Source organism: Streptomyces sp. NPDC054834, from assembly GCF_053611185.1.
The window spans coordinates 26,541-52,763 of sequence record NZ_JBSGZV010000031.1 but is presented as its reverse complement, the minus strand read 5'-3'; the positions used below and the strand labels follow the sequence as shown (position 1 = coordinate 52,763).

The window sequence follows — 26,223 nt, the reverse complement described above, 5'->3', positions numbered from 1 at the left end:
GGATGTTCAGCCCCGAAGGCCCCACCCTGCGCGAACTCGCCGTGCAGGCGCTGTCGTCCGTCGAGCACGGCTACGACCTGCTCGCCCCGAAGTTCGACCACACCCCCTTCCGGACCCCGGACGAGGTGCTGGAGCCGGTGGCGGAGGTGCTCGCCCGGCTCGGTCCCTTCGCCGACGGGCTCGACCTGTGCTGCGGGACCGGCGCCGGTACGGAGGTACTGGCGCGGGTGTGCCGGAAGAGCGTCACGGGCGTCGACTTCAGCGCCGGCATGCTCGCCGTCGCCCGGGAACGGGTCCGCCCCACCGGGCCGCGCGTGTCCTGGGTGCGCGGTGACGCCCGCGCGCTGCCGTTCGCCGCCGCCTTCGACCTGGTGGTCAGCTTCGGGGCGTTCGGCCACTTCCTGCCCAGCGAGCTGCCAGGACTGTTCGCCCGGGTGCACTCGGTGCTCCGCCCGGGCGGCCGGTTCGCGTTCCTTGTGCTCGCCCCGCCGAGGCCGGCGACCGCGGCGTACTGGATGCTGCTCGGCTTCGACGCGGTGATGCGGGTGCGCAACGCCGTGTGGCGTCCGCCGTTCGTCATGTACTACCGCGCTTTCCGGTTCGGGGACGTGGTGCGGGAGCTGGAGCGCGCCGGGTTCGTGGTGGAGCTGCACGCCCTGCCCGAGCTCGGGCGGCGCGCGGACGGCGGCCCCCGCGCCCGGCTGGTGGTGGCGCGCAGCGGCGTCACCCCGCCGCCGGCACCGTGAACTCGTAGACCAGGGTGTCCCGCTGGGCGTCCACCACGAGATCGGTGATCTCCAGCGGCCGGGCGAACTGGTCGTGCACCCGGCGGGTCACCCGGACCGAGGAGGCGTCGGCGACCTGGCTGATGGAGTCCCGGTGGTGCAGGGTCAGGCCGGCCTTGCGCATCCAGTCGTAGGCCCGCCGCAGCTGCGCCGCCGCGGCGCCGTCGGCACGGTCGCGGTAGCGGCCCAGCTCGGCCACCTCGGACAGGGCCACGGCGGAGAAGGACGTCACCGCGCTGCGCACGGCGCGGCCGTCGGGCGTGGCGGACTGGTAGCGGTGCACCAGGGTCGGCCGGTGCGGGCCGAGACCGAGGGCGACGGCGTGCTCGGGCGGGGGAGCCTCCCAGGTGACGGTGGCCCGGTCGACCGCGCCCGGATCGGCGCTGCGCGCGCCCACCGGGAAGGCGAGCGACACCGGGTCCTCCACCGGCAGGCCGGGCAGCGTCGCGTGGCTGCCCCGCCGGTCGGTGGTCACCAGACCGTCGCGGCGCAGCACCTCCAGCGCCTGCCGGACGGTCTCCCGGCTGACGCCGAAATGCTCCGCCAACCGCCGCTCGCCCGGCAGCCGTTCACCGGGCGGAATGGTTCCCTCGCGCAGCTCGCCGAGCAACTGGGTCGCGATCCGCCAGTAGAGGGGCTCGTCGTCGGTCTGCGGGTGGTCGTGGGGGGTGGTGCGGGCCATGCCGCGCCTCCTGTTGGTGACAAGACGTAGCCGTGCGGGCTCATTGCGCGACCACATCTAGCATTGGTCTACACCAGCAGGGAAGGGTGGCCCGCCGGTTCGGCCGAAAACCGAACCGCGGGCCGCGGGCGTCACAGTGCGCGGTACAGGGCGTCCACCAGCGCCTGCTTGCGCGGGTCGTCGGCGATGTGCGGCCCCATCCGGTTCATCACATAGCCGAGGGACGCGCCCGCCTCCGGGTCGGCGAGCCCGCAGGAACCGCCGAAGCCGTCGTGTCCGAAAGCGCGCGGATTGGGACCGTACGAGCCGTTCGGGCCGCTCAGCCACAGCCCCAGCCCGACCTCCGTCTCTCTCTCGAAACCCGCCCCCAGCACCAGGTCACGACAGCTGCCCTGACCCTCGCGCACCCGCTCGGCAGCCTCGGCGGACAGCACCCGCCGGCCGCCGAACGTCCCGCGCCCGGCGAAGACGCCGTACAGCTCGGCGACCGCCCGCGCCGTGCCGTGACCATTGGCGGCCGGGATCTCGGCGGCCCGCCACTCGGGCGTGTTGGCCTCCTTCGCGCCCACCGCGGGATTGGTCAGCGCCGCGATCGCCGCGGGCGCCAACTGGCTGAAGATCGCGGCCTGTTCGCCGCTCGTCGCGGCCCGCGGATGCACCAGCTCGGCCGCCCGGCCCGCCTCCCGTTCGGGCAGACCGATCCGGAAGTCGATCCCGAGCGGCCCGGTCACCTCCCGCTCCAGGAACGCCCCCGGCAGCAGCCCCGAGACCCGCCGGACCACCTCGCCCACCAGGAAGCCGTACGTCAGCGCGTGATAGCCGGACCGCGTCCCCGGCTCCCACCACGGCTCGGTCGCCGCCAGCCGCGCGGTCGTCAGCTCCCAGTCGTAGAGCTCCCACAGCGAGTGCGGTTCGCGCGGACCGGAGAGTCCGGCGCGGTGCGACAGCAGATGCCGTACGAGGACCTTCTCCTTGCCCGCCGCCGCGAACTCGGGCCAGTAGTCGGCTACCGGCGCGTCGAAGTCGAGCAGCCCCCGGTCGGCGAGGACGTGCGCACACAGCGCCACCGGTCCCTTGGACGTCGACCAGACGTTGACCAGCGTGTCCCGCCGCCACGGGCGGGTGCGGGCCGCGTCCGCCCAGCCGCCCCACAGGTCCACCACCGTCTCGCCGCCGACCGTCACCGCCACCGCGGCGCCCAGCTCGTCCCGGTCCCGGAAGTTCTCCTCGAACGCCCGCCGCACCGCCGTGAAACGGGCGTCGCAGTGGCCGTGCACCCGTACCTCGTGAGCCTGGTCCCCGGACATCAGCCCTCCGTCGTCCGCCGTGAGCCCGGGCCGCGACGCTGCGACCCGGGCCCCCTGAACGTACCGACTGGTCGGACTGGAGGGAAGGGCGGGAAAGGGACAAGGGCGGTCAGCGGAAGAACAGCCTCCCGGTGGGCTGCCGGTGACCGTCCGCCGTGTGCCAGTAGTCCCGGGTCTCCACGGCACGCCCCTCTTCGTCGAACCGCGCGAAGACGCAGCCCGCGAGTGTGGACGGCACGCCGTCCTCCTCCGCCAGGACCAGGAACTCCGCCACCGCGACGCCGCCCGGAGCGACGACCGGCGCCGAGAACCGCACGCCGGTCACCCGCTCCTCGACGAACGACCAGCGCAGATACGCCCCGAGCGCCTCGCGCCCGCGGTGCGGCTCGCGGAACGGCATCGACCGGTGCACGCAGTCCTCGGCGTACAACTCCAACAGCGCCGCCACGTCGTGCGTGGCCCAGGCCCGCTCCCAGACCCGGACGAACCGCTCCGCGGCCTCCCGTGTGTCCATCCGCCGCCCCTCAGGCGTAGGACCGCAGCCAGCGCAGCTTCGCCGCCACCTGGTACGGGCCGCCGCCCTCGTGGTCGTTGAAGTCGTACACCTCGATCCCCTTGTCGTCGTGCGCCCAGGCGTTGAACGCCGCGAAGATCGTCGACGGTGGGCAGGTCTGGTCCTCCAGAGCCGTCGAGAACAGGGCGGGCGCCCGGCCGCGGGCCGCGAAGTGGACGCCGTCGAAGTAGGACAGCGTGCGCAGGACGTCCTCGGTCCGCCCGCGGTGCGTCTTGAGGTACAGGCCGATCTCCCGGTACGGGTGCCGGTCCGTCAGGGTCGCCGCGCGCGGGAAGTCGCACAGGAACGGCACGTCCGGGGCGACCGCCACCAGGTCCGGGACCAGCCCGCCCACCGCGAGGGTGATGCCGCCGCCCTGGCTCCCGCCGGTCGCCACGGTCCGCGCCGCGTCGGTGAGCGGGTGCGAACGGGCCGCCTCGACCGCGCGCACCGCGTCCGTGAACACCCGGCGGTAGTAGTAGTTCTCGGGCGCGTCGACGCCCCGGGTCATGAAGCCGGGGTACGCGGGGGAGCCGCCCACCGGGTCGGCGGTGCCGCCCCCGCCGCCCCAGGCGCTGCCCTGGCCGCGCGTGTCCATCACGAAGTGCGCCCGGCCCGTCGACGCCCACAGCAGGTGCTCGTGCGGCAGCCCGCGACCGCCGCCGTAGCCCACGAACTCCACCACCAGCGGCAGCGGCTCCTCGGCACCGGCGGGCAGGGTCAGCCAGCCCTTCACCGGGTGGCCGCCGAACCCGGCGAACGTCACGTCGTACACCGACACGGTGGACAGCCCGGAGTCCACCGGTTCGAAGCGGGCGTCCAGGTCGTGCTCGCGGGCCTCCTGGAGCGTCTTGGACCAGAAGGCGTCGAAGTCCTCGGGCTCGGCGGACTCACTGCGGTACGTGCGGAGTTCGTCCAGGGGGAGATCGAACAGGGCCATCAGCAACCGCCTTTGAGTGAGAGCGTGCGGGTGATCACACCGTACGTCGGTGATCGGAGGACTCGCCAGGCCCTCGCCGGGCACCGAGGCCTCTCTCCCGCGCCGGCCGGGTCAAGCCCGGCGCCGGGTCCAGTCCGGCCCCGTGCGGGCCCACTCCCGCTCCCACTCGTCCATCCGGTGCCGCAGCGAGACGTGCCGGGCGATGCCGTGGCCGAGGAGGAGCACGGCCGCCGCGCCGCCCGCCACGCACACCCCGACGCTGACGGTGTGCTGCCAGACCGCGACGTCGTCCGACGGCGGGGCGACGCTGCGCCCGCGGGAGTCGAACCACACGTCCACCACGTCACCCTGACGCGCCCCCGCCGGGACCCGGGCCGACGTCGTACGCGTCCCCTTGCCCGGCTCCGCCCAGCGCACCGTGGTCCGGTAGGCCTGCCGGTCGCCCACCGAGGGCAGCCGCTCCGGCGCTTCGCCGATCACCTCGGCACGGACGCGGTGGCGTTCTTCCCGCTGCGCCGTGGCCACGGTCCGCGCCTCTTCATGGGCCCACAGGCCCGCCAGCGCCCCGGCCAGGGGCGCGCCCACGAACAGCAGGACGGCGACCGCCAGCGCCGTCCACGCCTCCACGACGTCCGACCGGCGTCGCAGCGGATTGCGCCGCCAGCGCCATCCGCGCACCCGGGTTCGCATGTCGACCTCCTCGCCGTCACCCGAGCCGAAGGGCCGGTCGGCCCCTGCCGGAGCCGGTCCGCCCCTCCCCGCGCACGTCGCACGCATGCGAGCGTCCACACCGGTCTCGTACCCCGTACGGAGCAGCTCGCTCACCCCGTGGACCAACCACGTCGCGGCGGAGCCGAGCATGGCAAGGGGCCCCACAGCGCCGCTGGACGCCCACTGGCGCGCCTCCGGACCGCCGGTCAGCCGAAGCGCTCGATGCGGATCCGGTCGACGGGCTGTCCCGCCGCGACGAGCAGCCGCGAGGCGTGCTCCGCGAAGCCGTTGGAGCCGCACACATAGGCCTCCCACCCACCAGGAGGCTGCTCGGCCAGGAGCGGCGCCACATGTGCGGCCGCCACACGACCCACCGGCACGCCCTCCGGCGCCCGGCGCGTGAACACGGCCGTGGTCTCCGCGCCCAGCTCGCGCGCGTAGATCAGCTCCTCGGGGGTCCGCGCGGACACCACCATCCGCAGCGGCACGGACAGACCCCGCGCCCGGTGGTGCCGCACCATCGACATCAGCGGTACGACACCGGATCCGGCGCCGACCAGCAGCGCGGGCCGGTCGCCCGGCCAGGCGAAGAAGCCGCTCAGCGGGCCGCGCACCTCGACCGTGTCACCCGGCCTGGCCACCGTGTGCAACCAGCCGGAGACCTCGCCGCCCTCGACGTGGTCCAGGGTCAGCTCGATGTGCCCGGAGCCGTCCGGCGCGGACGCGATGGAGTAGTGGCGCTGCGCCACATAGCCGTCCTCGGCGGTGAGCCGCAGCATCAGATGCTGTCCGGGCAGGTGCCCCGTCCAGGCCGGCACGGCGAGCCGGAAGGTGGCGGCACGGGGCGTCTCCCGCCGGATCCCGGTGAGCGTCGCCGTCTGCCACACCGAAGCGGCCAGGTCGCCGGCCTCGATGCGTCCGGGCACCGCGAAACGCGTGGGGGGAGTGAACGTCGTGGTGGTCACCGCCTCAGTCACCGGAGTACCGCTGCTCCTCCCAGGGGTTGCCCCGCGCGTGGTAGCCGTTCCGCTCCCAGAAACCCGGCTCGTCGTGGTCGAGCAGCGTGACACCGGCGATCCACTTGGCGCTCTTCCAGAAGTACAGGTGCGGCACCAGCAGCCGGGCCGGCCCGCCGTGCTCGGGCGCGAGCGGCTCGCCGTCGTACTCCCACGCGATCCAGGCGCGCCCGCCGGTGAGGTCGGCCAGCGGCAGGCCGGCTGTGTAGCCGGTGTGCGAGTAGGCGACGGCATGGGTGGCGGACCCATGGGGCCGGACCGCGCCGAGGAAGGCGTCCAGTGACACGCCCCCGAACCGCACCCCGAACTTCGACCAACTCGTGACGCAGTGGATGTCACCCTCGTACGCGGCCCCGGGCAGCGCGTGCGCCTCGTCCCAGTCCCAGGTGCGGGGCTCGGCCACCAGCCCGTCGATGCGGAACGTCCAGTCGGCGGGCGCGAGGTCGGGGGTGACCTCGGCGGACAGGACGGGCCAGTCGTCTCCGGCGTCGTACTGGCCGGGCGGCAGCCCCGCGCGGTCGGCGCGCGGGCGCCCGATGAAGCCTCGGGTGACGTTCATGCCTCAACCGTACGTTGTCCCCGGCCGTGCTCCGTCCCTGGTCAGTGGCGCTCGCCGGGGCCCGATCATTGCGGCCGTATGAACTCCCGGCCGGTCCGGGAATAGCTCTCCCGCGTTCCTCCTTGGCGCTGAGTGCCATCGCCGGCGCCTCGGCGACAGCAGCGCAAGGAGAGTGAGGAAGCAGATGCCCAAGGCGTACGTCTTCACGCGGTACGGCGGACCGGAGACCGAGGCCCTCGTGGACGTGGACCGGCCGGGCCCCGGCCCCGGTCAGCTCCTGGTCGCGGTCCGCGTGGCGGGCGTGAACCCGGTGGACTGGAAGCTGCGCACCGGCTACCGCCGCCCCGGTGAGACCGGCGAGCGCGAGTTCCCCGCCGTGCTCGGCAACGAGGTCTCCGGCGCCGTCGAGGAGATCGGCGAAGGCGTGAGCGGATTCGCAGTCGGGGACGAGGTCTTCGGCAACACGGCCGCCGGAGGGTACGCCGAGTACGCGCTGCTGCCCGCCGCGTCGACCGCGCACAAGCCCGCCGCCCTGTCCTTCGCCGACGCCGCCACCCTGCCGGTCGCCGCCGCCACCGCCTACGACGGCGTGCGCCAGCTCGCCCTGCCTGCGGGCGCGACGCTGCTGATCACCGGTGCGGGCGGTGGGGTCGGGGCCGCCGCCGCACAGATCGCCCGGGCTTTCGGGCTGCGGGTCGTGGGTGTGGCGAGCGAGGGCAAGAAGGAGTTCGTCCAGTCGCTGGGCGCCGTGCACGTGCCGGCCGGGCCGGACCTGGCCCGGCGGGTGCGCGCCGCCGCTCGCGCCGGCGTCGACGGCGTCTTCGACCTCGTCGGCGGCGAGGTGCTCGCCGAGGCGGCAGGCCTGCTCACCGACCGGACCAAGCTGATCACCGCCGGCGCGCCCGAGCAGACCGTGGCGGACCTCGGCGGCGCCCGGGTGGCCCGCGCCCGCACCGCCGCGGTCCTGGACGCGGTGGCGGAACTGGTCGTCAAGGGCGACCTGGACCCGCACGTCACCCGGACCTTCCCGCTGGAGCGCGCCGAAGAGGCCCTGCGCGCCGTGGAGGAAGGGCACGCCCGCGGCAAGATCGTGATCGAGGTCGCCCGATGACCACCGAGACCCCGCACGTCCTCGACAACCCTGCCCGCGCCTCACTGACCGGCCCGCACGCCCGCTTCGCCGAGCGGCGCGGCCGGATCCTGCGCTACCCGGTCGACGTCTCCCCGTGGCTGGCCCTGCCCGACGAGCCCGAGGCCGAGGACTGGGCGGACCTCGCGGCGCTGGCCGGACCGGGTGCCGAGGTGCCGCTGCCGGGCTTCCGGGGGCGGGTTCCGGACGGCTGGGAGATCACCTTCCGGATCGAGGGCGTCCAGCTCGTGGACGACGGCCTGGCCGCCGCCCCGGACGCGGAGGCGGTCCGCCTCGGCCCCGCCGACGTACCCGAGATGACCGACCTGGTCGCGCGCACGAGGCCCGGCCCGTTCGAGGCCCGCACCATCGAGCTCGGGACCTGTCTGGGCATCCGGCGCGAGGGCGCCCTGATCGCGATGGCGGGGGAGCGGCTGCACCCGCCGGGCTGGACCGAGATCAGCGCGGTCTGCACCGACCCGGCCTTCCGCGGCGAGGGCCTGGCGACCCGCCTGATCCTCGCCGTCGCGCACGGCATCCGGGAACGCGGCGAGACGCCGTTCCTGCACACCGGCGCGGGCAACACGGGCGCCATCCGGCTGTACGAGTCGCTGGGCTTCCGGCTCCGCCGCCGCACCGCGTTCCTCGCGGCCCGGGTTCCCGAGCGGCTGGCCGACGGCCTGGAGGCCGTGCCGGCGGCGTGATCCGGCGGTCCGCTCACTCCGCCTCGGCGACCTCCGGCGGCTCGGCGTTGTACCGCTCCAGGTACGCCGCGAACCGCGTCAGGTCCTCCTCCGGCCAGTCGGCCAGCCGCTCCCGGAAGGCCGCCCGGCGGCGCCGGGTGACCTGGGCGAGGATCTCCTGGCCGGCCTCGGTCAGATGCAGCAACTGGACCCGGTGGTCCGCCGGGTCCGGGCGCCGCTCGATGAGCCCCGCCCGCTCGAGCGCGGACACCTGACGGCTGACCGTGGACTTGTCCAGGGCGTAGTGCGCCGCGAGGTCGGTGGCCCGGCAGCTGACGACCTCCTCCAGATGTCCGAGCAGCGTGTACGACACCAGCGACAGTTCCGGGTGCATACGCCCCGCCGAGGCCCGGGCCCGCCGGGCGAAGATCGTCATCTCGCGCTGGATGGTCTCGATCGCCCTCCGGGCTGCTGTCACGGGTCCGCCTCCTCCGCCTTTCTGGTTGCATAATACAACTAGCTGACTGGTGTGCCGCCGGGGCGAACTCCGCGCGGCCGACGCCCGATCGGGCTGGGGTAAGGTGGCCGTCCGTGCCGCGGACGATCCCGGCCGCCGGCTGTCGAGGAGGTGAGACCCATTACCGCTGTGTCAGCTGGGGTGCTCTCTCCTCGCGACGGAACGGATCACCGGCACCGGTGACCGCGAGAGTGCCCTTCGGCCCCAGGCCCGAAGAAAGGCTCTCGGCTTCCATGCCCCCTCTTTCCCCCTTCTCGCCCGACGCGGTCGTGACGGCGCTGCGCGCCGCCGGCTGCGTCTTCGCCGAGGACGAGGCGGAGTTGCTCCTCGCCGCCGCCCGTACCCCGGACGAACTCGCCACGATGGTGGACCGGCGCGTCGCCGGGCTGCCCCTCGAACACGTCCTCGGCTGGGCCCGCTTCCACGAGCTGCGCATCGCCGTGCAGCCCGGCGTCTTCGTACCCCGGCGCCGTACCGAGTTCCTCGTCGACCAGGCCCTCGCCCAGGCGCCGGGCGCGGCCGTCGTCGTCGACCTGTGCTGCGGCTCCGGCGCGGTCGGCGCGGCGCTGGCCGCGGCCCTCGGCCGGGTCGAGCTGCACGCCGCCGACATCGACCCCGCCGCGGTGCGCTGCGCCCGCGGCAACGTCGCCCCGTACGGCGGCCAGGTCCACGCGGGCGACCTGTTCGAGGCGCTGCCCGGGGGCCTGCGCGGTCGCGTGGGCATCCTCGCGGCCAACGTGCCGTACGTCCCCACCGGCGAAGTGGGGCTCCTGCCCGCTGAGGCCCGCGAGCACGAACCGCTCGTCGCCCTCGACGGCGGCCCCGACGGCCTCGACGTCCTGCGCAGAGTCGCCGGCGAGGCCCCCGACTGGCTGGCTCCCGGCGGCTGCCTGCTGGTCGAGACGAGCGAACACCAGTCCCCGGCGGCCGTCGACGCCTTCACCCGCGCCGGCCTGGCCACGCGGCTGGCGGTTTCGGAGGAGCTGTACAGCCATGTGGTCATCGGCGTGCGGCCCGAGCGCGGGGCCCAGGGCCGGCCTGGGTCAGCTCCTGCGCCCGTGCGATGAGGAGCGCCACGTCGTCGTGGTTGTCGGGGTGGTGCAGCGTCCGCAGGAGCAGGTCGCAGACCTCCTCCAGTGGGCGGGCCGGATCGTCGAGGAGGGAGAGCAGGGCGTCCAGGCGTTCGTCGAGCGAGTGCCGGCGCGTCTCCACCAGACCGTCGGTGTAGAACACGAGCTCGTCGCCGGGGGCGAAGTCGACGGTGACGGTGGAGAAACCCACGCCCCCCACGCCCAGCGGCACCCCCGTGGGCAGGTCGAGCAGCTCCGGCGGGCGGCCGGGACGCACGTGCGCCGGCGGCAGGTGCCCGGCGTTGGCGATCCGGCACTGGCGCAGATGGGGGTCGTGGACGGCGTACACACAGGTCGCGATGGAGTGGTCGAGCCCCGAGGTGGTCTTGTCGAGGTGCTCCAGGAGCACCGCGGGATCCAGGCCGAGGGAGGCCAGCGTCGTCGTCGCGGTCCGTAGCCGGCCCATCGTCGCGGCGGCGCTGATGCCGCTGCCCATCACATCGCCCACGACCAGTGCCGTCTTGCCGTCCTCCAGGGGGATGACGTCGAACCAGTCGCCGCCGACCTCGCTGGTGGCCCCGGCCGGCTGGTAACGGGAGGCCACCTCGAGGCCGGTGGTCACCGGCGGATGGCCGGGCAGCAGGCTGCGCTGGAGGGTGAGCGCGGTGTCGCGGGCGTTCTGGTACCAGCGGGCGTTGTCGATCTGCACGGCCGCGCGGGCGGCCAGTTCCCGGGCCAGCAGCAGGTCGTCCTCGCCGAAGGGCTCCGGGTTCCGTGTGCGCTTGAGGTCGAGGGCGCCGAGCACCTCGCCGCGCGCGATCAGGGGTACGGCCAGATACGAGTGGATGCCCGCCCGGTCCAGCAGGGCGGCCGCCTCGGGGGAGCGGGCGATGCGCGGGAGGTCTTCGTCCTTCACCTGCGCCACCAGGACCGGGCTGCCGGTCCGTACGCACTCGGTGACCAGCCGGTCGGGCGCGTAGCGGGCGATCTGCCCGGGCGGGTCGGCGGCCCGCAGGGCGTCCGCCGCGTCCTCCGCGCGGACGGCGAGGGCACGGATCACCGCCGGTTCGGACGGCCCGAGGGTGCTGCGGCGGCCCTCGACGACCGCGTCCAGCAGATCCACCGCCGCCACGTCGGCGAGTTCCGGCACGGCGACGTCGGCCAGCTCGCGGGCGGTGCGGTCCAGATCCAGCGTGGTGCCGATCCGTGCCGAGGCGTCGGCGATCAGGGCGAGGCGGCGCCGCGCGGCCTCCGCCTCGACGCCCGCCCGGTACTGCTCGGTGGTGTCGACCATCGACGCAGCCACGCCGAGCACCGTGCCCGTGGCGTCCTCCAGCCGGTACAGCGACACCGACCAGGCGTGGTCCTCGTCCGGGTCGGCCGGGGTGCGGCCCACCGTGGACCGGTCGACGAGCGGCGCGCCCGTCTGGAGGACCCGGCGGGCCGCGGAGTCCAGCGCGTCGGCGTCCAGCAGTGGCACCACCTCGCGGAGGGTCCGCCCGACGTGCTCCTCGGCGGACACGCCGTTGATCTTCTCCAGCGCCGGGTTGACCGAGACGTACCGCAGCCGCGTGTCCAGGACGGCCAGTCCGATCGGCGACTGCTGCACCATCCGCCCGGACAGCGCCAGGTCCTGCTCCATCCGGCGGACCGTCGACTGGTCCGCGGCCAGACCCAGCGCGTACACGGCCCCCCGGTCGTCCAGCAGCCGCATGTTGCGGAACTCCACCAGGCGCGTGCTGCCGTCCTTGTGCCGGATGGGGAAGCCGCCGGCCCAGTCCTGCCCGGTGCGCAGCACATCGGCGAAGAGCTCGCCGACCAGCTGGACGTGCTGCTCGTGCACCATCAGGCGGGCCGCGTACCGCCCCAGCGCCTCCTGCGCCGACCAGCCGAACAGCTCCTCCGCCTGGGGGCTCCACAGCACGATGCGCCCGTCGGAGTCCAGCACCACCGAGGCCACGCCCAGCACGTCGAGCAGCCCGCTCGGGCGCACCGGCCCGCGCAGGGGCTCGCCGCCCCCGCCCACGGGAACCTCGGCTGCACTCATGTCACGCACCGCCTCCTGCTGTCCGCACGGCACGCCTTCCCCAGTGCCGCCTCCCCTTGTTCTACCGTGCCCGCGCCGGACTCTCCGACGCAGCCGCCGACTTTCTCCACCGCGACGCCACAGAGTTCACGCCCCTGTTGCGCGATTGGTCTGTACATGCCCATGTGCTCGGTCCAGACTGTCGGCCGACCGATCACCACCCCCCGCCCGAGGAGTCGGCCATGCCCGCGCCCCTGCCCGCGTCCGTCCGGCAACGTTGTCACACAGCCCTCAGCGCACTCGTCGTCGTGGCCACCGCCGCCGCCCTGTCCCTCACCGTGTCCGCCGCGCCCGCCGCCGCCGCCGACACCTGGACCGAGACCGGTTCCGACCGCGCCGATCCGCTCACCGAGAGCCAGGGCCTGACCTCGGTCGAGGTCCCGGCCGGCAGCCCCAACCGGTACACCGGCATCGGCACCATCCCTTCCGACGTGAGCAGCCGCGGCTGGAATCACGTCGGCGACCCCGACGCCTCGTACGGCGGCTACTACATCGAGCCGTACCAGCGGGACTCCGGCAACTCGAAGATGTTCCGGGTGCAGGCACCCGGCGGCGCCTGGTCGGAGTACGTCCACACGCTGGGCGCCGGGGAGGCGCTGAACAACTCCTGGGTCGCGATCTCGCCCGACGGCCAGTGGATGCTGGCGGGCGAGTACGGCACGATGACCCGCTTCCTGGTCTTCCCGACCCCGGGCGTGAACGCCTCCACCTCGCCCTCGGCGAACCTGCCGCAGGTCTCCACCATCAACCTCGACCATGCCGTGCGCGACGTCCAGGGCTGCGACTTCTCCGGCCCGACGACGCTGCTGTGCTCCTCCGACGACCCCGAGGGCACGCTCTTCGGCGTCACCAAGCCGCTCCTCCAGGTCGACCTGTCGGGCACGCCGAACGGCACGGCGGACGTCTCCGGCCACGTCACGGCGCTGCGCCAACTGCCGCTGCGCAGCGGCTGCTCCGGCACCTTCGAGGCCGAGGGCATCGACTACGACCGGCGTACCGGCACCCTGCGCGTGATCGTGGTGTCCCCTGGCTTCTGCGTGCTCACCGACAGCAAGACGTACAAGTTCACGCGAGGCTGACGCACGAGGTCACCCGGGGCTGACGCGACCGGTTCATCCGAGACCGGGACAGGGTCCCCGCCGTCCCCGCAGCGGTAGTGCTCCGGCAGGAGTGGTGCTTTCCTGAGGATGGAAGCGGTTCGGCGGGGTACCCCGTTCCACCGCAGCGCGGCCACGAAAGGAGCGATCATGAGGAACGTGGAGCGGTCGCATCCGGAAACCGTCTCGGTGGAGATCAGCGGCTCCAAGGAGGACGCCCGGGTGGTGTTCGACGCCCTGAGCCACTGCTTCTCGTCCGACCGGGGTGACGACGAGGTGCCGCAGCAGTTGCACGAGACCCGCCCCATGGTGTGGCTCGGCAGCTACGACGTCGCGGACGCCCGCCAGGAGGTGTGCCCACCGGTCCGGCTCGGCTCGTCCGTCACCGCGGACGTCCAGGGCGGCTACTGGGCCGTCGACCGGTTCCGGTCCACCCTGGCCTCGATGTTCACCGTCCACGAGACCTGCACGGCCTCCGGCGACCAGGAGAGGGACCTCCACCTTCGCCTCGAAAGCCGCTGACCGGGTTTCCGGCTGCTCATGACGCCCCGGCCGCCCCACCGGCGCCCGGGGCGTACTGCGCCTCCCCGTGGCCGAGGGACCAGTCGACCGACTCGTTCTCGGTGACGGTGACGAGCACATTGCGCGGCTCGGTGCCCGCGTAGGCGTGGGCGAGCTCCGCGATCCGCCGGTACAGCGCCCGCTTCTGGCCGGGCGTGCGCCCCGACCGCATGGTGATCGCGACGAAGACGACACCCTCGTCCCGGTGGATGCCGAGGTAGTCGTCGTGGCGCAGGGTGCCGGTGACGCCGTCGTGGCCGGTGAGGACCTGGAACCGGTCGTCGGGCGGGACGCCGAGGGTCTCCACCAGCGCTTCGTGGACGGCGCGGCCGAGGGCTTCCAGGCGGGTGCGGTCGGTGCCGAGGGCGTCGATGCGGACGAAGGGCATGGGTGGGCTCCTGTCTGGGGCGGGCCGGTGCGCACTGACTGTACATACTAGTAGTTACAAAGTGGCCGGACTCACGCTCCCTCGTTTGTGCAACTAGTTGCACAATGGCTCTTCACTCCTCTAGAACAGAGCCAAGACACCGCGCACGGAGGGCCCCCGATGAGCCGTTATCCCCACCTGCTGAACCCCCTCGACCTTGGCTTCACCACGCTGCCCAACCGGGTGCTCATGGGCTCCATGCACGTGGGCCTGGAGGAGGCCGAGCGCGGGTTCGAGCGGATGGCGGAGTTCTACGCGGCCCGCGCGCGCGGGGGAGTGGGGCTCATCGTCACCGGCGGCATCGCGCCGAACGAGGAGGGGCGCCCGTACGAGGGCGGCGCCAAGCTCACCACCGAGGCGGAGGCCGAGCAGCACGCCGCCGTCACCGCCGCCGTGCACCGCGAGGGCGGGAAGATCGCGATGCAGATCCTGCACTTCGGGCGGTACGCCTACCACAAGGACCTGGTCGCGCCGAGCCCGGTCCAGGCGCCGATCAGCCCCTTCCCGCCCCGCGCGCTCACCGACGACGAGGTCGAGCGGACCATCGACGACTACGCCCGCGCCGCCGGCCTGGCCCGGCAGGCGGGCTACGACGGCGTCGAGATCATGGGCTCCGAGGGCTACCTCATCAACGAGTTCATCGCCGCGCAGACCAACCACCGCACCGACCGCTGGGGCGGCTCGTACGAGAACCGCATGCGCTTCCCCGTCGAGATCGTCCGCCGCGTGCGGGCCGCGGTCGGCGAGGACTTCATCATCGTCTACCGGCTGTCCATGCTGGACCTGGTCCCCGGCGGCTCCTCCCTCGAGGAGGTCGTCACCCTCGCCAAGGCCGTCGAGGCCGCCGGAGCGACGATCATCAACACCGGCATCGGCTGGCACGAGGCGCGCATCCCCACCATCGCCACCTCGGTCCCGCGCGGCGCCTACACCTGGGTCACAAGGAAGCTCATGGGCGAGGTGTCCGTCCCGCTGGTGACCACCAACCGCATCAACACCCCAGAAGTCGCCGAGCAGTTGCTCGCGGACGGCTGCGCCGACATGGTCTCCGTGGCCCGCCCGATGCTCGCCGACCCCGACTTCGTCGCCAAGGCCGCCGCCGGCAAGCCCGAGGCCATCAACACCTGTATCGGCTGCAACCAGGCCTGCCTGGACCACACCTTCAGCGGACAGATCACCTCCTGCCTGGTCAACCCGCGCGCCTGCCACGAGACCGAGCTGGTCCTCTCGCCGACCCGGCTGGCGAAGCGCGTCGCCGTCGTGGGCGCCGGCCCCGCCGGCCTCGCCTGCGCCGTCAGCGCCGCCGAACGCGGCCACCGGGTCACCCTCTTCGACGCCGCGAGCGAGATCGGCGGCCAGCTCAACGTGGCCCGCAAGGTCCCCGGCAAGCAGGAGTTCGACGAGACCCTGCGCTACTTCCGCCACCAGCTCGACGCGCACGGCGTGGACGTACGGCTCAGCACCCCCGTCGAGGCCGCGGACCTCACCGACTACGACGAGGTCGTCGTCGCCACCGGCGTCACCCCGCGCACCCCCGACATCCCCGGCGTCGACCACCCCCGCGTCGTGGGCTACCTCGACGTGCTGCGCGACGGCGCCCCCGTCGGTGACCGGGTCGCGATCCTCGGCGCGGGCGGCATCGGCTTCGACGTCGCGGAGTTCATCACCGACGGCGGCGACAAGGCGAGCGAGGACCCGGCGACGTACTTCCGTCACTGGGGCGTCGACCTGGACTACCGCGCGCCCGGCGGCCTCGCCGCCCCCGAGCGGCCCGCGCCGCCGCGCACCGTCCACCTGCTCCAGCGCAAGACCACCAAGGTCGGCGCGGGGCTCGGCAAGACCACCGGCTGGATCCACCGCACCGAGCTCAAGCACCGCGGGGTCACCATGGTCCCGGGCGTGCGCTACGACCGGATCGACGACGCCGGGCTGCACATCACCGTCGGCGAGGAGAGCACGGTCCTCGAGGTCGACACGATCGTGCTGTGCACCGGCCAGGAGCCGCGCCGCGGCCTGTACGAGGAGCTGGTCGCCGCCGGGCGCCCCGCGCACCTCATCGGCGGCGCCGACGTGGCCGCCGAACTGGACGCCAAGCGCGCCATCAAGCAGGGCACGGAGCTGGCGGCGGCCCTGTAGACGACGCCGGAACGGCCCGGCGTCATCCCTAGGATGAGTTCATGTCACTCCCGCACGCGATCCTCACCGCCCTGCTCGAGAAGCCGTCGTCGGGGCTGGAGCTGACCCGCCGGTTCGACAAGTCGATCGGCTACTTCTGGTCGGCGTCGCACCAGCAGATCTATCGCGAGCTGGGAAAGCTGGAGGCCGAGGGTCACATCCGCACCCTGCCGGCCGAGCAGCCGGCCCGCGGGCAGAAGAAGAGCTACGAGGTCCTGCCCGCGGGCCGCGCCGAACTGGCCCGCTGGACGTCCGCGTCCCAGGACCCCAAACCGCACCGCGACGCCCTGCTGCTGCGGCTGCGCGCGGCGGCGGTGGTCGGCACGGCGGGCCTGGAGACCGACATCCGCCGCCATCTCGAGCTGCACCGGCGGCAGTTGGCCGAGTACCAGGAGATCGAGCGGCGCGACTTCCCGCCGGACCGGGACAGCGCGCAGGACCGGCTGCGCCATCTGGTGCTGCGGGCGGGCATCGATCTGGAGACCTTCTGGACCGGGTGGCTCACCCACGCCCTGGCCGAGTTCGGCGAGCTGCCGCGGAACGCGGCCGGCGACGAGGGCGTCTGACGGGCCCGGTTCAGAACCGGTACGCCTTCGAGCGGCGGCGCAGGATCCAGCCGGTGGCGACGAGAGCGATGCCCACCAGCGCCCCGCCCACGCCGAGGGTGACCGGGCCGTAGTCGTGGGCGGCGCCGCCCACGCCACCCATGACACCGCGCGACGGCGAGGGGGCGGACGTGGCGGAGATCGTCGGCCTCGAGGGAGGCGCGACGACGACCGCCTGGGTGCCCGCGGTGATGCCGTTGGAACAGACGACCACGACGGTGTACGTCCCCGGGCTCACCCCCGACCAGGCCGCTGACTGACTGATGGTCGTGCCCGCCAGGGCCACCTGGCGGCCCTGGGCGAAGTTCGCCTGGCTGCTCGCGATCAGGGAGGCGTTGCCCCAGCTGCCGTTGTTCTGCGTACAGGCGCTGGTCGTGACCGACACCGTGGACCCGGTGGTGCTGACGGAGATCCCCGAGACGGCGCCGGCCGGCCCGGTGAACCCGATCGGGAGCGCGGCGGCGGCTGCCGCGGTGAGGCCGGAGCGGAGGAGAAGTCGAGTAGTGCGCATAGGGCTGCCCTCCGGCGGCACGGTTGGCGGAACGTCCCATGCGCCGCCGGGGGTCGGGAAACGTCCGTGCTGCCTCGGGGCCAGCAAACGTGCGCCCGGGCCGTCCCGCAGGCGGACCGCACCCGTCCGGGTGAGGGGTTGCCGCAACCGGGTGAACTCCGGGGCGCCGTCCGGCGCGCTCAGCCGCCCTCGCCGGTGGTCACGGTCCGCTCCGCCGAGAACCCGCCCCAGGTGCCGTCCGGCAGCCGGGCCCGGATCCGCACCCGGTGGACCACACCCGCGTCCCCGCCCGCGTAGAAGCTGTAGGACGCCTGGCCGCGCGGCGGACTCCCGCCCCAGACCAGGGAGGTGGCGGGGCGCCCGTCGAGCCGGATCTGGTACTCCGTGACCACGCCGTCGGTGCGCGGCGGCATCCAGGACAGGTCGATGTAGTACGCCCCGTCGGCGCGGTGGGTCGTCGCCCGGAAGCCGGTCGGGGCGGTGTTCCGGCCGTCGTCGGTGCCCGGTGTGGTCAGCCGGACGGGGGCGCCGGCGGGCGAGAGGTTGTCGGCCGCGTCGCGGGCGCGGACGGTGAAGACGTAGCGGGTGCCCGGGCGCAGCCCCGTGACCACGGTCGCGGTCTGCCCGCCTCCGACGCTGTGGATCTTCACCCCGCCCTGGCAGACGTCGTACGACACCACGCCCCGGTCGTCCTTGGAGGCGCCCCAGGACAACTGGACGGACCGGCTGCCGACCGCACGGCCCTCGGGGTGCCCGGGGCGGCTCGGTGCCGAGCGGTCCGCCGCGACGGCGGCGGGTGTCCTCGCCCGGACCTTCCGGCTGGGCGGCCCGGTTCGCCCGTCCGTGTCCCGGGCCCGGACGGTGAAGACATACATGGTGGACGGCCTGAGCCTGGTGACGTCCACCATGTGCTGCGAACCCGGCACCTCCGTGACCTTCGTGGTGCCCCGATACACCTCGTAGACGCGGACACCGGCGCCGCCGGTAACGGCGTTCCACATGACGTGCACGGTCGTGGCGCTTCCGGCCGCGGCGGTGACACCCGTCGGCTCACCCGGCATCCGGCCCTCGTCACCGTCCGCGCCGCCCCAGCCGCAGGACACCACCAGCGCCAGGGCACCGCAGGCGACGACCGGAGGGAGGGGCACGCGTCGCACGACTCAGCCTCCCCGCAGCAGTGTCACCGCAATGGTCCGGACCAATATGGCCCGTATGGCGTGATCACCTCAAGAGGGTGATGTGATGGTCCTATTTGGCGACCGGAGGGGGGAGTTACGTATGCTGAGCCACCTCACGGCTGAACTGCCCCGGAGAGCAGGGGAGTTCACGCCTGGGGCGCGGAACGCTGTCGTCGCTGATCCCGCGCCCGCACGGGCGGCCGGGGCGGCCTGGGCCGACACGGACTCAGGTCCCCGGCCACCCGGCCACTCTTAGGGCGTCCGTTATGTCAGATTTGTCCGGGTTATCTCCCATGTCCCCCCATGAGAGGGTCCCTCATCGTGCGTGCCCAGGCACTGACGCTGGCCGCGGCCGGCGCGGCCGCTCTGTTCGTCCCGGCGACGCTGACCGAACCCGCCGTCGCCGTACGGCCCGGCGGCGCAGCCGTGTCCCGGAGCGAAGGACGGGTTTCGGCCGCGAACCTGCTGGCCAGGTTGCGCCACTGCGCCCCGGTCTCCCACGGCCGCTACCGCACCGACTCAGGAGGCTCGGAGAAGGTCCGGATCTGCGGCACCCGCGAGGTGGTGTTCTGGGAGGCCGACCTCGACATCGACTGCGACGGGCGGCCCACCGCCCGCTGCAACCGCCGCACCGACCCGCTCTTCTCCTCCGCGACCGCCTACCAGCAGTCCGACGGCCGCCATCTGAGCGCCGAGCGCCTGCCCTACATCGTGGTGCCGGCCCGAAGCCGCATCTGGAACCCCCACGCGCACGGTGTCCGCGGCGGCTCGGTGGCCGCCGTCGTCTACCGGGGCACGGTGCGGTACGCGGTCGTCGGCGACACCGGCCCGCGCGACATCATCGGCGAGGCCTCGTACGCCACCGCCCGCGACCTCGGGATCCCCACCGACCCGCGCACCGGCGGGGTGCCCTCCGGTGTCACGTACATCGTCTTCAAGGACTCGCCGGTGAAGCCCATCGAGAACCACGCGGAGGCCGTGGCGCGAGGGGAGCGGCTGGCACGGCGGTTCGTCCGGGACGGCGGCTGAACGGGCGGGCCGGCCGGCTGCCGGGCCGTCCCCTCACACCTTCCGGTACGTGTACGCCTCCACGGCCGCCGCCTCCACCGCGTCGAGGTCGGCGCCCGTCGCCGCCGTGACGACCGCGGCCACCGCGCCCTCCAGGAACGGGGCGTCCACGAGCCGGGAGTCCGGCGGCAGTTCGTCCCCCTCCGCGAGCAGTGCCTTCACGGTGAGCACCGCACTGCCCAGGTCGGTGAGCAGGGCGACCCCGGCGCCCCGGTCCACAGCCGCGGCCGCGGCCGCGACCAGCTCGGTGCTGGTCCCGATCCCGCCGCCCTCGGTGCCGCCCGCCGCGGCGACCGGTACCGCCGTACCGCCGGCGGCCAGACTCCTGGCCAGCTCGGCGACGGATGCGGCCACCTCCGCACTGTGCGACACCAGCACGATCCCGACCAGCCTGCCGTCACTCACCTGGCGCCTCCGCGGCCTCCACCAGCCCCGCGATCAGCAGCGCCGACGAGGTGGCCCCCGGGTCCTGGTGGCCGATGCTGCGCTCCCCGAGGTAGCTCGCCCTGCCCTTGCGGGCCCGCAACGGGATCGTGGCCTCGGCGCCCTCCTCGGCGGCGGCCCGGGCCGCACCGAAGCCGTCGCCGAGCGCGTCGACGGCCGGCAGCAGGGCGTCGATCATGGTCTTGTCCCCGGGGGCGGCACCGCCGAGCGCCATCACCCCGTCCACGCCCGCCCGCAGCGCCCCGGCGAGCTCTTCCTCGCTCACCTCGGCGGCGTCCCCGAGCGCCTTGCCCGTACGGCGCAGCAGGGTGCCGTACAGCGGCCCGGACGCGCCACCGACCGTCGAGATCAGCTGGCGCCCGGCCAGGGTCAGGACGGCACCCGGGGTCTGCGGCGCCTCCTTCTCCAGCGCGGCCCGCACGGCCGTGAAGCCGCGCAGCAGATTGCTGCCGTGGTCGGCGTCCCCGATGGGCGAGTCAAGGGCGGTGAGCCGTTCCGCCTCGCGGTCCACGGATGCGGCGGTCGCCGTCATCCAACGGCGGAAGAAGTCGGCGTCGAGCACTGGATCTCCTCGCGTGGTAGATGGGTCTGACGCTCCGGCGCCGTGTCACATACCCCAGCGCAGGGCCGGTGTGCGCACCGGCGCGTCCCACAGCCTGAGCAGTTCCTCGTCGACCTGGCACAGCGTGACCGAGGCGCCCGCCATGTCCAGGGAGGTGACGTAGTTGCCGACGAGCGTGCGGGCCACGGCGACACCGCGCTCGCCGAGCACCCGCTGGACCTCGGCGTTGAAGCCGTACAGCTCCAGCAGCGGGGTGGCGCCCATGCCGTTGACCAGCACGAGCACGGGAGTGCGCGGGGTGAGGTCCTCCAGGATCGCGTGGACCGAGAAGTCGGCGATCTCGCCGGAGGTCATCATCGCACGCCGTTCCCGGCCCGGCTCGCCGTGGATGCCGATGCCCAGTTCCAGCTCGCCGGGCGGCAGGTCGAAGGTGGGGCTGCCCTTGGCCGGGGTGGTGCCGGCGCTGAGCGCCACGCCGAAGGTGCGGGAGTTCTCGTTGACCTGGCGTCCGATGGACTCCACCCGCTCCAGCGGCTGCCCCTCGGCCGCGGCGGCGCCCGCGATCTTCTCCACGAACAGCGTCGCGCCGGTACCGCGCCGGCCGGCCGTGTAGAGGCTGTCGGTGACCGCCACGTCGTCGTTGACCAGCACCTTCGCGACCTGGATGCCCTCGTCCTCGGCGAGCTCGGCCGCCATGTCGAAGTTGAGCACGTCGCCGGTGTAGTTCTTCACGACGAACAGCACACCCGCCCCGCTGTCCACGGCGGCGGCCGCCCGCGCCATCTGGTCCGGCACCGGCGAGGTGAACACCTCGCCCGGGCAGGCCGCGGACAGCATGCCGTGGCCCACGAACCCGCCGTGCAGTGGCTCGTGCCCCGACCCACCGCCCGAGACCAGCGCCACCTGGCCGGCCACGGGGGCGTCCCGCCGTACGATCACCCGGTTCTCGACATCGACGGCCAGTTCGGGATGGGCCGCCGCCATCCCCCGCAGCGCGTCCGCGACCACGGTCTCCGGGACGTTGATCAGCATCCTCATCGGTACCTCCTAGGCGGGACGTCTGGAGTGCTGCTACTGGCAGTATCGACCTTGTGGCAGCGAAGGTCACGTGCGTCGCCGGAGCGCGCGGACCTCACCTCTGTGTGGCATGTCCCTGACGTACCGGCCGCGAGCGTCACATGTGCTGGCGCTAGTGTGCGAGCGTGAGTCTTCATATCGTCTTAGGTTTCGGGCCCGCCGGGGCGGCCACCGCCCGGCTGCTGGCCGAAAAGGGTCAATCAGTACGCGTCATCACCAGGTCGGGCGGGAGTCGCGAGCCCGGCATCGAACATGTCGCGCTGGACGCGACCGACAGCAAGCGGCTGACCGACGCCGTGCGGGGCGCCGCCGCGATCCACAACTGCGCCGCACCGCCCTACCACCGCTGGGCGAGCGAATGGCCCCCGCTGGCCTCGTCGGTCTGCGCCGCGGCCGAGGCGAGCGGGGCCGTCCTGGTCGTGCTGGGCAACCTCTACGGCTACGGTCCGGTGGACGGCCCCCTCACCGAGAAGTCTCCGCTCGCGGCGACCGGCCCCAAGGGGCGGGTGCGAGCGGCGGTTTGGGAGCAGGCGAGGGAACTGCACGAGCAAGGGCGCATCAAGGCGGTGGAAGTACGGGCCTCCGACTTCTTCGGCCCCGGCGTGACCGACGGCGGGCACCTGGCCGGGCGGGTCATGCCGCGGCTGCTGCGCGGCAAGCCGGTCACCACCCTCGGAGATCCGGACGCCCCGCACAGCTGGACCTATGTCCCGGACGTGGCCGCGGCCATGGCCGAGGTCGCGGGCGAGGAACGAGCCTGGGGACGGGCATGGCACATCCCGACCCAACCGCCACTGTCCACCCGGGAGATGACCGACCGCCTCGCCGCCGAGGCCGGCACCGGACCGGTCGCGGTCCGCACGCTGCCGCCGGCCGTGCTGGGCGTCGCCTCGGTCTTCTCCCCGCTGGTCCGCGAACTCAAGGAGATCCGCTACCAGTTCGACCGCCCGTTCGTGGTGGACTCCAGCGCCTACGAGGCAGAGTTCACGGCCCGGGCCACCCCCGTCGACGAGCAGGTCAGAGCGACCGTGGACTGGTGGCGCAGTCGACCGGCGACCGCCCGGTGACCTCCGTGACGACCAAGGATTCCACCGCGGGCTCAGCGCGAGCCCGCCACGACGACGTCGCGATCGTGGGGATGGCCTGCCGGTTCCCGGGAGCGCGGAACGTGAACCAGTACTGGCGGCTCCTGACGGCGCCGCAGGCCCAGTTCTCCTCCGTCCCGGACTCGCGGTGGCGCACCGCAGCCTTCCTCAGCGACAACTTCCGTGACACGTCCGCGGCCTATACGGACACCATGGCGCTGCTGCCGGACGTGGACCACTTCGACGCGGCGCACTACGGCATCCCGCCGCGGCGGGCCCGGGCGATGGACCCCCAGCACCGGCTGCTGATCGACCTCGCCCGTGAGGCCGTCCAGGACGCGGGCTGGGAGGCCGACGGCTTCGACCGCGAGGAGACCTCGGTGATCACTTCGCTCACCGAGAGCGGCTACCGCGAGATCAGCACCCTGCACATCCGGATGCGTCAGCTGGCCGGCGGCGAGTTCGGGGCGCGGCCGGCCGATCCCCGGTGGCCGGACACGGCCCGCGCGGTCGACGGGCTGCACGGCACATCGGTGGCCGGGCTGCTGCTCAACATGGGCCCGAACACGATCAGTTCGGTCCTCGATCTGCACGGCGAGAGCTACGCGCTGGACTCGGCGTGCTCCGGCGGGCTCATGGCCGTGGCCAACGCCGTGTTCGCACTGCGCGCGGGCCGATGCCGTATCGCCCTCGCCGGAGGTGCTCAACTGCTGCTCACTCCCGACCTGTTGGTGGGACTCTGCCGGATCGGAGCCATCTCGCGCAGCGGCCGGTGCCTGCCGTTCGGTGCGCGGGCCGACGGGTTCGTCCTGGGGGAGGGCGCCGGGGTACTGGTGCTGCGGCCCCTGGCCGACGCGCTGGCGGCCGGCGACCGGGTCTACGCGGTGATCCGCGGTGTGGGAACGGCCAACGACGGGACCGTGCAGGGCGGTATGCACCCTCAGGCGGCCGGTCAGCTCCGGGCGTTGCGCCGGGCCTACCGGGACGCGGACCTGGCCCCGGACGCGGTGGGTTACCTGGAGGCGCACGGCACGGGGACCGCGGTCGGCGATCCGGTCGAGGTCGGGGTCCTGCGCGAACTGCGCGGCGAGCACGGCCCGCCCGCCTTCCTCGGCGCGGTGAAGGCGGTGGTCGGGCACTCGCTCAACGCCGCCGGGCTGGCCGGACTCATCAAGGCCGTCCTGGCCGTGCACCGGGGAGTGGTACCGCCGCAGCCGGAGTTCGACCTGGCGGACCGTGCCGGGCTCGACGCCGCGCGGCTGACCGTCCCCACGCAACCGGTCCGATGGCCGGAGTCCGGGCAGCCTCGCCGGGCGGGGGTGAGTGCCTTCGGGTTCGGCGGGACCGGTGTGCATGTGGTGGTGGAGGAGTGCGCCACGGCATCCGCCCGCCCGGCACCGGACACAGGGCCGCACCGCCTGGTCCTCAGCGCCCGAGACCGGGCCGGGCTCGCCCGATACGCCCGGGAACTGGCCGACACCATCGCCGACGACCGGCCGCCGCTGGCCGCCGTGGCGGACACCCTGGCCCGCCGGGCTCCCCTCGCCGAACGCCTCGCCCTGGTGGCGGAGGACGCCGCCGACGCCGTCGCCAAGCTGAGCGCGGCGTCGGAGGCCGTCGCGGCGGGCCGTTCCGCGGCGGCGCCCGACGGACTCGCGGAGCGCGCGGTCACCGGCTCGGGAGGAAGCCCGGGGGCGGAGCGAATACCGCCTTGCACCCTGCCGCCCAGCCCGCTCGCCCCGCGCCGCCACTGGGTGGTGGACGAGTCGGCTCGCGAGCCTGAGGACGCCTCCCGCCCCCTCGATGCCGTGGGGGAGGAGCGGTCCGGGCCGGTGGGCCGCCCCGAGGCGGTGCCGGTGGCGGCGCCGGCCGGTGGCGCGTCGAGTGCGGCCATCGTGCTCGAAGAGGTGTCGCGGGCCGGTGTCTTCCCCCTCTCGGACCTGAGCGAGCGGATGGTGCTGGCGACCGATCTCGGCTTCGACTCGCTGATGCTCCAGGAACTGGAGGTCAACATCGGCAAGCGGGTACCGGGCTTCCGTACCGACGAGATGTTCTCCCGCGGCCTGACCGTCGAGCGGCTGATCACACTGGTCGACCCGCACCTGACCGAGCCGCCGGCCCCCGGTGAGCCGCTGCCCCCCGGTGAGCCGCTGCCGCCGCGGACGCCGGCGGACTGGGCCGCCGACACCGCGTGCGCGGACGACTTCCCTGAAGTACGGCTGTTCGAGGAGCGTTTGGACTCGATCACCGGCAGCGGCGCGGACCTGCCGTACTTCCGGGTCCACGAGGGCAACATCCGCGACACCACCGTGATCGACGGCCGGCCGTACCTGTCCTTCGGCAGCTACAACTACCTCGGGCTTTCGGGTCATCCGGCGGTCAACGAGGCCGTGCACGAGGCGGTGGAGCGGTACGGGACCTCGGTGTCCGCGAGCCGGGTGCTCTCCGGTGAACGGGACCTGACCGTCCGGCTGGAGCGGGCCCTCGCCGGCTTCCTCGGAGTGGCGGACTGCCTGGCGCTGGTGAGCGGTCATGCCACCAACGTCACCGCGATAGGGCATCTCGTCGGCGCGGGCGACCTGGTGGTGCACGACGCCCTCGCCCACGACAGCATCCTTCAGGGCTGCGCGCTGTCCGGTGCGGCGCGACGCCCGTTCGCCCACAACGACGTCGGCGAGCTGGAGCACATGCTGCGGCTCAACCGGTCCCGGTTCCGGCGGGTGCTGATCGCCGTCGAGGGCGCCTACAGCATGGACGGTGACCTCGTCGACCTGCCCGCCGTGATCGAGCTGAAGAGGCGGTACGGCGCCCTGCTGATGGTCGACGAGGCGCACAGCATCGGCACCGTGGGCGAACGCGGCCGTGGCGTGGGGGAGTTCTTCGGGGCCGACCGGGCCGACGTGGACCTGTGGATGGGCACCCTCTCCAAGGCCTTCGCCAGCTGTGGCGGCTACCTCGGTGGCTCGGCCCGGATGGTGCGCTGGCTGCGGCACACGCTGCCCGGCTTCGTCTACAGCGTCGGCCTGACCCCGGCCAACGCTGCCGCTGCGCTGGCCGCGACCGAGCTGATGGCCGCGGAACCGCACCGGGTGCGCACGCTGCGGCGGAACGCGGAGCTCTTCCTGGGCCTCGCCGCCTCGGCCGGTCTGCCGACGGGCTCCAGCGCCCACACTCCGATCGTGCCGTGTGTGCTCGGCGACTCCGCGAGGACCCTGCGCGTCGCGGACCGGCTGTTCGCCCGGGGAGTCGTGGCCGATCCGATCTTCCATCCCGCCGTGGAGGAGGGACTCGCGAGGCTGCGGTTCTTCGTCACCAGTGAACACCGTGAGGACGACATCCGCCGGGCCGTGTCGATCCTCGCCGAGGAGGTGGCGTCCGCGGGAGTGTGAGCGACC

General features: G+C 73.6%; 26 protein-coding genes. 11 read left to right on the top strand and 15 right to left on the bottom strand.

Features of this window, described 5'->3' with window-relative positions:
* The first annotated feature begins 2 nt into the window (after positions 1-2).
* Positions 3-746: a methyltransferase domain-containing protein gene (locus ACWGJM_RS32680; RefSeq protein WP_453415348.1), complete on the top strand. Its 744-nt coding sequence runs from the start codon at positions 3-5 to the stop codon at positions 744-746.
* On the opposite strand, the gene ACWGJM_RS32675 is transcribed toward ACWGJM_RS32680, so the two are convergent.
* From ACWGJM_RS32675 to ACWGJM_RS32645, 7 genes are all read right to left on the bottom strand, one after another.
* Positions 724-1,467: a GntR family transcriptional regulator gene (locus ACWGJM_RS32675; protein ID WP_453415347.1), complete on the bottom strand. Its 744-nt coding sequence runs from the start codon at positions 1,465-1,467 to the stop codon at positions 724-726. The two genes, ACWGJM_RS32680 and ACWGJM_RS32675, sit on opposite strands and share 23 nt — an antisense overlap.
* Before the next feature lie 131 nt (positions 1,468-1,598).
* Positions 1,599-2,774, bottom strand: a complete 1,176-nt coding sequence (locus ACWGJM_RS32670; protein ID WP_453415346.1) for a serine hydrolase domain-containing protein — start codon at positions 2,772-2,774, stop codon at positions 1,599-1,601.
* Between the two features lie 109 nt (positions 2,775-2,883).
* On the bottom strand, positions 2,884-3,288 hold the full coding sequence (locus ACWGJM_RS32665; RefSeq protein ID WP_453415345.1) for a nuclear transport factor 2 family protein: 405 nt from the start codon (positions 3,286-3,288) through the stop codon (positions 2,884-2,886).
* Positions 3,289-3,298: 10 nt separating this feature from the next.
* Positions 3,299-4,267: an acetylxylan esterase gene (locus ACWGJM_RS32660; RefSeq protein WP_453415344.1), complete on the bottom strand. Its 969-nt coding sequence runs from the start codon at positions 4,265-4,267 to the stop codon at positions 3,299-3,301.
* A gap of 111 nt (positions 4,268-4,378) precedes the next feature.
* Positions 4,379-4,957, bottom strand: a complete 579-nt coding sequence (locus tag ACWGJM_RS32655) for an Rv1733c family protein (RefSeq protein WP_453415343.1) — start codon at positions 4,955-4,957, stop codon at positions 4,379-4,381.
* A 227-nt stretch (positions 4,958-5,184) separates the two neighbouring features.
* Complete coding sequence (locus ACWGJM_RS32650) at positions 5,185-5,955, bottom strand: ferredoxin reductase (RefSeq protein ID WP_453415342.1); 771 nt, start codon at positions 5,953-5,955, stop codon at positions 5,185-5,187.
* Positions 5,948-6,553 carry a sulfite oxidase-like oxidoreductase gene (locus ACWGJM_RS32645; RefSeq protein ID WP_453415341.1) on the bottom strand — a complete coding sequence of 202 codons (606 nt, stop codon included), beginning with the start codon at positions 6,551-6,553 and terminating at the stop codon, positions 5,948-5,950. Before ACWGJM_RS32645 ends, ACWGJM_RS32650 begins: the two co-directional genes overlap by 8 nt.
* 184 nt (positions 6,554-6,737) lie before the next feature.
* Between ACWGJM_RS32645 and ACWGJM_RS32640 the strand changes: the two genes are divergently transcribed.
* Entirely contained in the window at positions 6,738-7,664 is a 927-nt protein-coding gene (locus ACWGJM_RS32640) for an NADP-dependent oxidoreductase (protein WP_453415409.1), read from the top strand.
* Positions 7,661-8,386 (top strand): GNAT family N-acetyltransferase, encoded by a 726-nt coding sequence (locus tag ACWGJM_RS32635; protein ID WP_453415340.1) that lies wholly within the window; start codon positions 7,661-7,663, stop codon positions 8,384-8,386. The genes ACWGJM_RS32640 and ACWGJM_RS32635 overlap by 4 nt, the downstream gene beginning before the upstream one ends.
* 13 nt (positions 8,387-8,399) lie before the next feature.
* Here the strand turns inward: ACWGJM_RS32635 and ACWGJM_RS32630 are convergent, their stop codons facing one another.
* Positions 8,400-8,801: a MarR family winged helix-turn-helix transcriptional regulator gene (locus tag ACWGJM_RS32630; RefSeq protein ID WP_453415408.1), complete on the bottom strand. Its 402-nt coding sequence runs from the start codon at positions 8,799-8,801 to the stop codon at positions 8,400-8,402.
* Positions 8,802-9,115: 314 nt separating this feature from the next.
* Between ACWGJM_RS32630 and ACWGJM_RS32625 the strand changes: the two genes are divergently transcribed.
* Positions 9,116-9,949 carry a putative protein N(5)-glutamine methyltransferase gene (locus ACWGJM_RS32625; RefSeq protein WP_453415339.1) on the top strand — a complete coding sequence of 278 codons (834 nt, stop codon included), beginning with the start codon at positions 9,116-9,118 and terminating at the stop codon, positions 9,947-9,949.
* Here the strand turns inward: ACWGJM_RS32625 and ACWGJM_RS32620 are convergent.
* On the bottom strand, positions 9,882-11,999 hold the full coding sequence (locus tag ACWGJM_RS32620; protein WP_453415338.1) for a SpoIIE family protein phosphatase: 2,118 nt from the start codon (positions 11,997-11,999) through the stop codon (positions 9,882-9,884). The genes ACWGJM_RS32625 and ACWGJM_RS32620 overlap by 68 nt on opposite strands.
* A gap of 233 nt (positions 12,000-12,232) precedes the next feature.
* Here ACWGJM_RS32620 and ACWGJM_RS32615 point away from each other — a divergent pair, with 233 nt between their 5' ends.
* Together ACWGJM_RS32615 and ACWGJM_RS32610 are read left to right on the top strand one after the other, a co-directional pair.
* Positions 12,233-13,117, top strand: a complete 885-nt coding sequence (locus tag ACWGJM_RS32615; protein WP_453415407.1) for a hypothetical protein — start codon at positions 12,233-12,235, stop codon at positions 13,115-13,117.
* A gap of 168 nt (positions 13,118-13,285) precedes the next feature.
* Positions 13,286-13,657, top strand: coding sequence for a hypothetical protein (locus tag ACWGJM_RS32610; protein ID WP_453415337.1), 372 nt, complete (start codon positions 13,286-13,288; stop codon positions 13,655-13,657).
* A gap of 16 nt (positions 13,658-13,673) precedes the next feature.
* On the opposite strand, the gene ACWGJM_RS32605 is transcribed toward ACWGJM_RS32610, so the two are convergent.
* Positions 13,674-14,084: a tautomerase family protein gene (locus tag ACWGJM_RS32605; RefSeq protein WP_453415336.1), complete on the bottom strand. Its 411-nt coding sequence runs from the start codon at positions 14,082-14,084 to the stop codon at positions 13,674-13,676.
* A 159-nt stretch (positions 14,085-14,243) separates the two neighbouring features.
* Here ACWGJM_RS32605 and ACWGJM_RS32600 point away from each other — a divergent pair, with 159 nt between their 5' ends.
* Both ACWGJM_RS32600 and ACWGJM_RS32595 read left to right on the top strand, forming a co-directional pair.
* Positions 14,244-16,259, top strand: coding sequence for an FAD-dependent oxidoreductase (locus ACWGJM_RS32600; RefSeq protein ID WP_453415335.1), 2,016 nt, complete (start codon positions 14,244-14,246; stop codon positions 16,257-16,259).
* Between the two features lie 41 nt (positions 16,260-16,300).
* On the top strand, positions 16,301-16,864 hold the full coding sequence (locus ACWGJM_RS32595) for a PadR family transcriptional regulator (RefSeq protein ID WP_453415334.1): 564 nt from the start codon (positions 16,301-16,303) through the stop codon (positions 16,862-16,864).
* A gap of 10 nt (positions 16,865-16,874) precedes the next feature.
* Here ACWGJM_RS32595 and ACWGJM_RS32590 read toward each other — a convergent pair whose 3' ends face one another.
* Together ACWGJM_RS32590 and ACWGJM_RS32585 are read right to left on the bottom strand one after the other, a co-directional pair.
* Complete coding sequence (locus ACWGJM_RS32590) at positions 16,875-17,414, bottom strand: hypothetical protein (RefSeq protein ID WP_453415333.1); 540 nt, start codon at positions 17,412-17,414, stop codon at positions 16,875-16,877.
* A 179-nt stretch (positions 17,415-17,593) separates the two neighbouring features.
* The gene (locus ACWGJM_RS32585) at positions 17,594-18,571 is read right to left on the bottom strand and encodes a fibronectin type III domain-containing protein (protein WP_453415332.1); all 978 of its coding nucleotides are present in this window, start codon (positions 18,569-18,571) and stop codon (positions 17,594-17,596) included.
* 342 nt (positions 18,572-18,913) lie between these two features.
* On the opposite strand from ACWGJM_RS32585, the gene ACWGJM_RS32580 reads away from it, so the two are divergent.
* A complete protein-coding gene (locus ACWGJM_RS32580) occupies positions 18,914-19,621 on the top strand; it encodes a glycoside hydrolase family 75 protein (protein ID WP_453415406.1) in 708 nt (235 codons plus the stop codon).
* Between the two features lie 33 nt (positions 19,622-19,654).
* On the opposite strand, the gene ACWGJM_RS32575 is transcribed toward ACWGJM_RS32580, so the two are convergent.
* The 3 genes from ACWGJM_RS32575 to dhaK are packed head-to-tail and all read right to left on the bottom strand — an operon-like array spanning position 19,655 to position 21,704.
* Positions 19,655-20,065: a PTS sugar transporter subunit IIA domain-containing protein gene (locus ACWGJM_RS32575; RefSeq protein ID WP_453415331.1), complete on the bottom strand. Its 411-nt coding sequence runs from the start codon at positions 20,063-20,065 to the stop codon at positions 19,655-19,657.
* Entirely contained in the window at positions 20,058-20,666 is a 609-nt protein-coding gene (gene dhaL / locus ACWGJM_RS32570) for a dihydroxyacetone kinase subunit DhaL (protein ID WP_453415330.1), read from the bottom strand. The genes ACWGJM_RS32575 and dhaL overlap by 8 nt, the downstream gene beginning before the upstream one ends.
* 45 nt (positions 20,667-20,711) lie before the next feature.
* Entirely contained in the window at positions 20,712-21,704 is a 993-nt protein-coding gene (dhaK, locus tag ACWGJM_RS32565; protein WP_453415329.1) for a dihydroxyacetone kinase subunit DhaK, read from the bottom strand.
* A 164-nt stretch (positions 21,705-21,868) separates the two neighbouring features.
* Here dhaK and ACWGJM_RS32560 point away from each other — a divergent pair, with 164 nt between their 5' ends.
* Both ACWGJM_RS32560 and ACWGJM_RS32555 read left to right on the top strand, forming a co-directional pair.
* Positions 21,869-22,810, top strand: a complete 942-nt coding sequence (locus tag ACWGJM_RS32560) for an NAD-dependent epimerase/dehydratase family protein (RefSeq protein ID WP_453415328.1) — start codon at positions 21,869-21,871, stop codon at positions 22,808-22,810.
* A gap of 71 nt (positions 22,811-22,881) precedes the next feature.
* The gene (locus tag ACWGJM_RS32555) at positions 22,882-26,217 is read left to right on the top strand and encodes an aminotransferase class I/II-fold pyridoxal phosphate-dependent enzyme (protein WP_453415405.1); all 3,336 of its coding nucleotides are present in this window, start codon (positions 22,882-22,884) and stop codon (positions 26,215-26,217) included.
* The last annotated feature ends 6 nt before the right edge of the window (positions 26,218-26,223 follow it).